A 9,116-nucleotide genomic window follows, 5' to 3' on the forward strand; every position below is an offset into this window, starting at 1 on the left:
ACGGGCGACGCCGACCCCGCGCGGCACGAGACCCGGGATCGGGGGAGAACCCGTCTATGCCTGGCATGCGTGGACGAGGAGTGGAATGGGGAGCGGCACGGCCGTTCAGCGGCGGAAATCCGGTGAAACCCGCCCGGGATACCGGCGCCGTGGCGTGTCGCGCTTAGGGTGTGAGGTGTGTGGCGACGTGATGGCAAGGCTGCGGAAGAAGCGGCAACGGATGCCGCAGTGACCCTCGGAGAGCTGGGCGACGGCGCCACGGGCGTCGGTGTGGCCCATGCGGCCGAGGCTGAGCGCACCCGGCTCCGCGCGGAGGCCGCCGATCTCGGCGGGCCCTCGCCCCTGGTGTCCTTCCGCGACACCGTCGAATCGGGCATCGACATCTCCAAGGCGCACCCCGGCAGCCTTCCCCAGTTCATCACCGGCAAGTCGACGCTTCTCTCCAACCTCTTCCGCGACGAGGTCGGCCTGCGCACGGCTCGCCTCGCCGCCGAGCGGATCACCGCCAAGAACACCGAGCTGCGCACCGTCCGCGGCATCGAGGCCGTGCACCTGGCGGTCGGCGTCGCGGGATGGCGCATCGGCGGCGTCGACTTCGCGGCGCCCGTGCTGCTGCGCCCGCTCGCCATCCGCCGACACCACTCGGACTTCGAGCTCAAGCTCCAGGGCGCGTTCGAGGTGAACCCCGAGCTCATCCGCATCGCGCGCGAGCACTTCGGCATCACGATCGACGCGGCGGCGCTCGCGGCGCTCGCCTACGACGGCGGCATCTTCAAACCGCAGCCGGTGATCGACAGCCTCAGGGCGACGACGCGCTCGATCGACACCTTCTCCGTGCAGCCCCGTCTGCTGGTCTCGACCTTCGCGGACGTGAGTGGGGCCATGACGCGCGATGGCCGCTCCCTCGATCACGTCGTGCTCAACGCTCTCGCGGGTCATGTCGCAGACCGTGAGCAGGTCATGGCACGGCGCCCCGATCCGCGGTACACCGGACCGGACGACCGCGCCCCGGCATCCGACAATCTGCTCCTCGATGCGGACGCAGAGCAGGAGGCCGTGCTCGCGCGGATCGCGGCGGGGCACTCGCTGACCGTCGCCACGCTCCCCGGCACAGGGGGCACGCAGACCGTGATCAACGCGCTCGGAGAGCTGGTGCGTGCGGGCAAACGCGTCCTCGTGGTGTCTGCTCGACGCTCGACTCTCGACGGCGTGCGTCATCGGCTCGCCGGGATCGGGCTCGACAGCCTCGCCGTGTCGACGGCGGGAGTCCGCCGGGATCTCGTGCGGGCGATCGGCAGGAACGAGAAGGCCGCGGCGCCGAAGGTCAGCGACGTCGACGACGCCCTGGTGCGCCTGCGGACGGTCCTGCGCGACTATCGCAGGGCGCTGACCTCCGAGGTCCACGGCACGGGGGCATCCGTCCTCGATGCGACCCGGCACCTCACGGCGCTCGCCTCGCTCCCGCAGCCGCCGTCCACCACCGCTCGGCTGAGCGCGGAGACGCTGCGCCGCCTGGCCGGAGACCGCACGGCGGCGGCGGAGTCCCTCGCGCAGGCCGCGCGGCTCGGCGAGTTCCGTTTCGGACCCGACGACTCGCCCTGGTACGGCGTCACGTTCACGAGCACGGATGCCGCGCGATCCGCTCACGAGCTCGCCGCACGGCTGCACTCGACGAGCGTTCCCGCCCTGCTCGAGCGCGGCTACGCGCTGATCGCGCAGACCCATATGAGGCCCTTCTCGACGATCGACGAGCTGGGGGAGTACCTGCGGCTGCTCCAGGGCATCCGCGACTCGCTCGATCGCTTCAGCCCCACCGTCTTCGAACGTCCGCTGGGTGAGCTGATCCAGGCTCACGGTTCCCGACGCGATGCGCCGGGTATGTCCGGCGCCAACCGTCGACGGCTCCGCAAGCTCGCCAAGGAGTACGTGCGCCCTGGTGTGCACGTGACCGAGATGCACGAGGCTCTCCTGCGGATCCAGACGCAGCGGACGCAGTGGCAGCGCTGCGTCGAGGCGGGCGTGGCTCCGGAGATCCCCCTCGGTCTCGCCGACGTCTACGTCTCGTGGCAGCGGGTGCAGGCAGAGCTCGCAGAGCTCGACGCCGCCCTCGGTCGCCGCGAGCCTCTCGCCTCGATCCCGGTGGCGCGACTGGTGCGCACGCTCGCCGGACTCGCCGCGAAGTCCGACGTCTTCGATAACCTCGTCGAGCGGGCGCAGTTGCGCGACAGCCTGGCCGAGCTCGGCCTCGGCCCCCTGCTCGCCGAGCTGTCCGTCCGTCATGTGTCCGAGGCGCGCGTGGGTGACGAGCTCGAGTTCGCCTGGTGGCAGTCCCTTCTCGAGCGGGCGCTGCAGGACGACCGCGCGCTCCTCGGGGCCAACACGGCGGTCGTCGACAGGCTGGAGCGGGACTTCCGACTGGTCGACGAGGCACACGCGGCGGCCGCGGGTCCTCTGCTGGCGTGGCAGCTGGCGAACCAGTGGAAGATCGCCATCGTCGACGAGCCGCAGGAGTCGCAGCATCTTCGCCGCGCCCTGAAGCAGCCGGGAACGACGACCGCGGAGATCGTGAGCTCCGCTCCGAGCCTCGTGAACGTGCTCGCCCCCGTGTGGATCTCGTCGCCGTATCTCGTGCCCGAGATCCCGGACTCCGTCGAGTTCGACACCGTGCTGCTGGTGGATGCCGCCGCCGTGAACCTCGCGGAGGCGACCCCGGCGATCCGCCGTGCACGCCAGGTCGTGGCGTTCGGCGACCCGGTGACGCAGAAGCCCAAGCCGTTCCACGTCGCCGTCGATCCCGCCTCCGACTGGGAGGCCGAGGTGCCGTTCGACGAGGTCTCGGTGTTCGAGCGCCTCTCCGAGGTGCTGCCGGTGATGACGCTGACCCGCAGCTATCGCGCGGGCGGCGAGGATCTGGTCGAGCTCATCAACGACGCCTTCTACGGCGGCGAGATCGTGTCGCTGCCCTGGGCGGGTTCGTACCTCGGTCGTGGCAGCCTCACCGTCGACTACGTCGAGGGTGGCACCGGCGCCCCCGATCCGATCTCCGGAGCCGTCGAGAGCCCCGAGGCCGAGGTCGCCCGGGTCGTCACCCTGGTCGTCGAGCACGCCGTGCACCGGCCGGAGGAATCGCTCATGGTCGTCACCGCGAGCGCCCGCCACGCCGAGCGCGTGCGCGCCGCCGTGACGTCGGCGTTCGCCGGGCGTTCCGACGTGGCCGACTTCGTGGGTCGCGACACGGCAGAGCCCTTCGCCGTCCTCACGCTCGAGGAGTCCGTGGCCGAGAGCCGCGACCGGGTGATCTTCTCGCTCGGATTCGGCCTGACCAAGCACGGCCGCGTCCTCAGCGACTTCGGCGACCTGTCGACCCCCGACGGAGAGAGGCTGCTCACGGTCGGGATGACGAGAGCCCGCCGCTCGATGGTGATCGTCTCATCCATCCGTCCGTCCGCCTTCGACGACGGGCGACTGGAGCACGGCGCGGCCACGCTCATGTCGACGCTCGGCAATCTCGCCGCGCGCGGCAGGGAGGCCCGCCTCGAGGATCTCGCCGACCCGCTCACGCTGGCTCTCGCCAGGGAGCTGCGCCGCCTCGGCGCCTCCGTCGACGTCGACTACCGCGGTCTGCTGCCGCTCGTCGCGCAGCACAACGGCAAGGCCGTGGTCATCGAGTCCGACCCCGAATCGCGGGGGGAGTCGCTGCGGGAGACGCTGCGGCTGCGTCCGCACGTGCTTCGGCGGCTCGGCTGGCACTACGTGCGGGTGCACGCCTTCGATCTGTACAGCGACCCGGTGACGGCGGCGACCCGCATCGCCGGAGTGCTCGGCATCTCGGCATCCGCGCCCCGTGCCGACAACGACACGCAGCCGCTCGAGGTCGACGACGCGCGAGATGACTGACGATCGCCCCCAGCGCGTCGTGCGGGTCCCCGGCTCGCGCCGCGCTCGGCTGACCCCGGTGCCCGGCACCGACCCGTCTCCGGAGACGGGGGCCGCCGACGAGGAGCGCCCGCCGCCGCCGGCATCCGCGGGGAAGGGCCCCAACGATCAGCAGCTGCTGCGCGACGTTCCGCCGCATTACTGAATCGCGAACGTGCCTTAGCCCCGTTGAATCGCAGGAGTGCCTCAACCCTGCAAGGGCGGATGCAGCAGAACGCCCGGCTCCTTCTGGGAGGAGCCGGGCGTTCTCGCGTAGACGGGTCAGGCCCCGCGCTGCTGCTTCAGCAGGTCGCGGATCTCGGCGAGGAGCTCGCCTTCGGTGGCCTGGGCGGCCTCTTCGGCGATGGGGTTCTTCGCGGCCTTGCGCGCCTTGTACGCGTTCATCGGCAGCACGAACGCGAAGTACACGACCAGCGCGACGGCGAAGAAGCTGATGACCGCGGTGATGAGGTCGCCCAGAGGGAAGGTGACCTCCTGGCCGTAGATGCCCGTGATCTTCGGACCGAAGTTGCCGGCGGCGTCGGCCATGAAGAACAGCGAGACCAGCGGGTTGATGACGCTGGCGACGACGGCGTTGACGATCGCGGTGAACGCGCCACCGATGACGACAGCGACGGCCAGGTCGATGACATTGCCTTTGAGAATGAACTCTTTGAATCCCTGGATCACAGAAACTCCCCCAAACGGATCGAGGACCTCAGGATGAGGCCGGAGTCGACGCAGGGGCCTTTTTGGCTCCCGTCGAGGATTCCGTCTTCGATGATGCCGAAGCATCCCCAGAACTGACGGATTTGCTGCGCGAGTCCGTGCGATAGAAGCCGGAGCCGTTGAACGTCACGCCGATCGAGCCGTACTGCTTGCGCAGGGCGCCGCCGCACTCGGGACAGATGGTGAGGGCGTCCTCGGCGAAGCTCTGGACGGCGTCGAAGCGGTGTCCGCACGATGTGCAGGCGTAAGCGTAGGTGGGCATGTCGTTCCTCTGAGGTCAGCGTCGCGTCTGCGACAGGATCAGGGTCTGCGTCGGCGTCACGACGCCGGTCACCGGCTGGTCGTGGATCTCGCGAGGCAGCGAGTCGAGTATCTCGGAATCATAGATGACCGCGTAGACGGGCGGGCACTTCTCCATGGAGCCGATGGTCTTGTCGAAGTACCCGCGCCCCCATCCCATCCGCATGCCACTGCGGTCGACGGCGGCTGCGGGGATGATCATCAAGTCCACGTCGTTCACGGCCATGGGGCTCAGCACCTCGCCGGTCGGCTCCGGAAGGCCGAACAGGCCCTCGGCGACCTCGTCGTCGTCGTCGGCGATCGCCCAGTCGAGCAGACCGTCGGTTCGGGTGATGGGGAGCAGGACGCGGATGCCGCGCCGCACCGCCCGCGTGACGAAGTCCCGCGTGCCCGGTTCGGTCGTGGTCGAGAGGAAGCAGGAGATGGATCGCGCGCCGAGGGAGTCCACGAGGTCGTCGAGCCTCTGGCCGATGGCGGATGCCGCGCTCTCGCGCTGTGCGGCGCTCAGGAGCTGGCGGCGTTTGCGGAGCTCGGCGCGCAGAGCCCGCTTGGCATGCTCGACGTCATTCGACATGGCTCAGAGTCTACGGGGATGCCCACCGCTAGGCTGGGGAGATGGGTGAGCACAAGATCAAGGCCGTCATTCCCGCAGCAGGACTGGGGACGCGATTCCTGCCTGCGACCAAGGCGATGCCGAAGGAGATGCTCCCCGTCGTCGACAAGCCGGCGATCCAGTACGTCGTCGAAGAGGCGGCGGATGCCGGCATCGACGACATCCTCGTCATCATCGGGCGCAACAAGAACGCGATCTCGAACCACTTCGACTCCGTGCCGGAGCTCGAGGTGAAGCTGATGGAGAAGGGCGACACCGGCCGCCTCGAGCGGGTGATGAAGTCGAGCGACCTCGCCGACATCCACTTCGTCCGCCAGGGAGAGCCGAAGGGACTCGGACATGCCGTGCTGCGGGCCAAGACCCACGTCGGCGACAGCTCCTTCGCCGTCCTCCTCGGCGACGATCTCATCGACGAGCGCGATCCGCTGCTCACCGAGATGATCGCCGAGCACGAGCGCTCCGGCGCCGCGGTCATCGCCCTCATGGAGGTCGACCCCGCCAGCATCCACATGTACGGCGCGGCAGCGGTGGAGGAGATCGAAGGGCAGGGCGCCGTGCGCGTCACCGGCCTCGTCGAGAAGCCGGCGCAGGAGGACGCGCCGTCCAACCTCGCCGTGATCGGCCGCTACGTGCTGCCCGCGTCGATCTTCGAGATCCTCGAGCACACCGAACCGGGCAAGGGCGGGGAGATCCAGCTCACCGATGCGCTGCAGGTGCTCGCGACCGACCCGAGCGGCCCCGGAGTCGTCGGCGTGATCTTCCGCGGTCGCCGCTACGACACGGGCGACCGCGTCGACTACATCAAGGCGATCGTGCAGCTGGCATCCGACCGCGATGACCTCGGGCCCGAGCTGCGACCGTGGCTGAAGGAGTTCGCGGAGCGCCTGTAGGCGACGCGGACGTCGGGAGTGCGCGGATGGATCTGTCGACGGGGATGCGGCACGGGCCGATCGAGCTGAGGCTGGTCCGCACGCGCGACGCGCGCGCCCTGCAGCATGAGCTGCTGGCCAACCGCTCCTGGCTTCAGCCGTGGGAGGCCACCGTCCCGTACGGATCCGTCTCGTTCGACATGCGGCTGAGCATCCGGCGTCTTCTCCAGCAATATCGGGACGGGGCGGGATATCCCTTCGTCATGGAGTACGACGGCGAGATCGCCGGACAGCTCAACGTGTGGGGCGTCGCGCGCGGCTCGCTGTGCTCGGCGACCATCGGTTACTGGGTGAGCGAGAGGTTCGCGGGCAGGAACATCACGCCGACGGCCGTGGCGCTCGCGACCGACGCGTGCTTCGTCGAGTACGGCCTGCACCGCATGGAGATCTGCATCCGTCCCGAAAACGCGGCGAGCCTGAGGGTCGTGCAGAAGCTCGGGTTCCGATACGAGGGGCTGCGGCGGCGCTTCATCCACATCGACGGGGACTGGCGCGACCATCATGCGTTCGCGCTGACCAAGGAGGACGTCCCCCAGGGGGTGCTGGCTCGCTGGATCAACGGCCAGGTGCCGCCGGATGCCGCAACCATCCCTCCCGCCGACCGCTTCGCCGTCTGAATAGGCGATCCGATCGCGACACGCGCCCGCGCGGTGCGAGGCGCGCCGCCCTGTTCCCCGTACCGTTGTGGCTATGGATGGGCCGGTGCTGAGCGGGGGAGTGATCGTCCTCGTCGCCGTGCTCCTGTGGATGCTCTATCTGTTGCCTTCGTGGCGCGGTCGCTTCCAGTACAACGCGGCTGAGCGCAACGCCGTCCGCCTCAATCAGGCCCTGCGCGTCCTCGCCGAGACGAGTGAGACTCCGGGTGAGGTTCATCTCGAGCTGACGGCTCGAACCGCGCTCGCTCAGCAGAAGCTCGCCAAGAGGGTGCAGTCGGAGAAGGAGTCCGCCGAACTCGTACTCCTGCGCGAGCAGCTCGCGGCGACGAAAGCCGACCCGGTGGTCCGGCAGGCGCGCGCCCGCCGCAGGCTGCGCCTCATCGCGACCTCGGCTCTGCTCGTCGGTCTCACCGCAGCGGCGTTCGGTGTGTGGCAGCTCATCGCCGCGCAGGCGTCGGGGCTCCTGTGGGCCGGCGGAGCTCTCGTCGTTGTGGCGAGCGTGATGCTCCAGCGCATGTCTTCCGTGGCCGCTCGCGCGTCGCGACGGTCGGCGGCGCCGATCGCTGTGCCGGCAGCACCGCGCACGGCACCTCCGCTCCACGATCAGGGTCCGGCCACGTGGACTCCGCGTCCGCTTCCCGAGCCTCTCGTCTCGAGGGCGGGCTCGCGCGCGCAGGTCGCTCTGGCGCAGATCGATGCGCAGGAGGAACTGCGCAAGGCCGCGCGCATGGCCGAGCTCCGTGATCGCGCAGAGCAGATGGCTGCGTCCACGGCGCCGGTGCAGATGCCGGCGGCCTCCTCGCCGTACACGAGGATGGGCTTCGTGGATGATGCGGAGATCGAAGCGCACGTCCGTGACCTGCTCGCCCGCCGTGCGGCCGGGTGACCCGGTGGGCGCAGACGTCTCCTTCAGCGTGATAACGTAGATGACGTCAAGGGCCTATGGCGCAGTTGGTAGCGCGCCTCGTTCGCATCGAGGAGGTCAGGGGTTCGAATCCCCTTAGGTCCACAGACGAAGGAAGCCCCCTCCGAGCACAGCCCGGAGGGGGCTTCCTTCGTCTATACGGCTGAGTGATTCGAGGAGGAGCCGGAACGCAGCACCGGCGACGGAGTCCCCTTAGGTCCACCGGCTACGCGGAGTCTCCCTTGGTGCATCAGGCGCCGAGCCTCTCAAGTTCACCGACGAGGGAGCCCTCTACGCACGGCCCGCAGAGTGACGTATCGATCGCGCCGGAACCCGTCGGTCCCGCACGGCACCCCGCGAGGAGCACGCCACTCCGGCGGCCTCCCCGACAGATGCGGCATCCCACGTCATAGGCCACGCCCGGCCCGAAGGTAGCGCCGGCGCTGCCGCACTCCGGTGCGCGACTGCGCGCGGTCCGCCTCGAGGGGGAGTGCTCATCTGACGACTCTCTCGTGCGATGAGGCTTACGGTGCCTCGGTGCCTCGGTGCCTCGGTGCCTCGGTGCCTCGGTGCCTCGGTGCCTCGGTGCCCTGCGCGCAGGCAGAGCGCCCTCACCGCGGAGGACCACTTCCGCCGCAAAAGGAGTGCCGGACGTGCGACACGCCCGGCGGACCGTCCTGATTTGCCGGAGGCCCGGGATCCACGTAAGTTATTACTTGTTCGCCCCACAGGGAAGCGGAGAGGCCGAGAGCCTTACCCCCCTCAAGCGGAGAACCACCCCCACACGATCAGCTCCTCGGAGAAGATCGCAGACATACTTCTGTCTGATGTGGGGCTCCGGATTCCGGATCGCGTCGGTTTGACAGCGAAACGGAATCGGGTAAGCTAGTCGAGTTGCCTCGGCGCGGTAAGCGCCTGGCAATAACATCAGCTCCCGAGCTTCCGGCGCGTCGATTTGACAGCCTGAATTGCTCCGGTAAGATTGAGAAGTTGCCCTTCGGGCCTGGTTGTGATGACTGGGTCGGGGGAGCGTCCGATCCTTGAGAACTCAACAGCGTGCACTTGTCAAA

The 9,116-nt window shown here is 69.1% G+C and carries 8 protein-coding genes and 1 tRNA gene; 6 read left to right on the forward strand and 3 right to left on the reverse strand.

Annotated features, from left to right (window positions below):
• Positions 1 to 228 precede the first annotated feature (228 nt).
• Both ACFVRO_RS09355 and ACFVRO_RS09360 read left to right on the forward strand, forming a co-directional pair.
• A complete protein-coding gene (locus ACFVRO_RS09355; protein WP_386951559.1) occupies positions 229 to 3,897 on the forward strand; it encodes an AAA family ATPase in 3,669 nt (1,222 codons plus the stop codon).
• Entirely contained in the window at positions 3,890 to 4,081 is a 192-nt protein-coding gene (locus ACFVRO_RS09360) for a hypothetical protein (RefSeq protein WP_341941571.1), read from the forward strand. The genes ACFVRO_RS09355 and ACFVRO_RS09360 overlap by 8 nt, the downstream gene beginning before the upstream one ends.
• A 116-nt stretch (positions 4,082 to 4,197) precedes the next feature.
• Here the strand turns inward: ACFVRO_RS09360 and mscL are convergent, their stop codons facing one another.
• Genes mscL through ACFVRO_RS09375 form a run of 3 tightly spaced genes read right to left on the reverse strand, consistent with a single transcriptional unit; the run spans position 4,198 to position 5,518 of the window.
• Positions 4,198 to 4,605 (reverse strand): large conductance mechanosensitive channel protein MscL, encoded by a 408-nt coding sequence (gene mscL, locus ACFVRO_RS09365; RefSeq protein WP_223586078.1) that lies wholly within the window; start codon positions 4,603 to 4,605, stop codon positions 4,198 to 4,200.
• Between the two features lie 28 nt (positions 4,606 to 4,633).
• Complete coding sequence (locus ACFVRO_RS09370; RefSeq protein ID WP_105675689.1) at positions 4,634 to 4,906, reverse strand: FmdB family zinc ribbon protein; 273 nt, start codon at positions 4,904 to 4,906, stop codon at positions 4,634 to 4,636.
• A gap of 15 nt (positions 4,907 to 4,921) precedes the next feature.
• Positions 4,922 to 5,518, reverse strand: a complete 597-nt coding sequence (locus ACFVRO_RS09375) for a 5-formyltetrahydrofolate cyclo-ligase (protein ID WP_386951561.1) — start codon at positions 5,516 to 5,518, stop codon at positions 4,922 to 4,924.
• Between the two features lie 41 nt (positions 5,519 to 5,559).
• On the opposite strand from ACFVRO_RS09375, the gene galU reads away from it, so the two are divergent.
• The 4 genes from galU to ACFVRO_RS09395 all read left to right on the forward strand — a co-directional run bounded on the left by galU (position 5,560) and on the right by ACFVRO_RS09395 (position 8,151).
• Entirely contained in the window at positions 5,560 to 6,447 is an 888-nt protein-coding gene (galU, locus tag ACFVRO_RS09380) for a UTP--glucose-1-phosphate uridylyltransferase GalU (RefSeq protein ID WP_223586080.1), read from the forward strand.
• Between the two features lie 26 nt (positions 6,448 to 6,473).
• Positions 6,474 to 7,103 carry a GNAT family N-acetyltransferase gene (locus tag ACFVRO_RS09385; RefSeq protein ID WP_386951563.1) on the forward strand — a complete coding sequence of 210 codons (630 nt, stop codon included), beginning with the start codon at positions 6,474 to 6,476 and terminating at the stop codon, positions 7,101 to 7,103.
• A gap of 73 nt (positions 7,104 to 7,176) precedes the next feature.
• Positions 7,177 to 8,028 (forward strand): hypothetical protein, encoded by an 852-nt coding sequence (locus tag ACFVRO_RS09390; RefSeq protein ID WP_386951566.1) that lies wholly within the window; start codon positions 7,177 to 7,179, stop codon positions 8,026 to 8,028.
• Between the two features lie 50 nt (positions 8,029 to 8,078).
• A tRNA-Ala gene (locus tag ACFVRO_RS09395) sits at positions 8,079 to 8,151 on the forward strand.
• The last annotated feature ends 965 nt before the right edge of the window (positions 8,152 to 9,116 follow it).

The organism is Microbacterium sp. NPDC057944, from assembly GCF_042887445.1.
GTDB lineage: Bacteria > Actinomycetota > Actinomycetes > Actinomycetales > Microbacteriaceae > Microbacterium > Microbacterium natoriense.

Coding starts and splice junctions, on each gene's coding strand:
- ACFVRO_RS09360 (WP_341941571.1), top strand. CDS start 3,890: ATGACTGACGATCGCCCCCAGCGCGTCGTGCGGGTCCCCGGCTCGCGC.
- ACFVRO_RS09370 (WP_105675689.1), bottom strand. CDS start 4,906: ATGCCCACCTACGCTTACGCCTGCACATCGTGCGGACACCGCTTCGAC.
- ACFVRO_RS09375 (WP_386951561.1), bottom strand. CDS start 5,518: ATGTCGAATGACGTCGAGCATGCCAAGCGGGCTCTGCGCGCCGAGCTC.
- galU (WP_223586080.1), top strand. CDS start 5,560: ATGGGTGAGCACAAGATCAAGGCCGTCATTCCCGCAGCAGGACTGGGG.
- ACFVRO_RS09385 (WP_386951563.1), top strand. CDS start 6,474: ATGGATCTGTCGACGGGGATGCGGCACGGGCCGATCGAGCTGAGGCTG.
- ACFVRO_RS09390 (WP_386951566.1), top strand. CDS start 7,177: ATGGATGGGCCGGTGCTGAGCGGGGGAGTGATCGTCCTCGTCGCCGTG.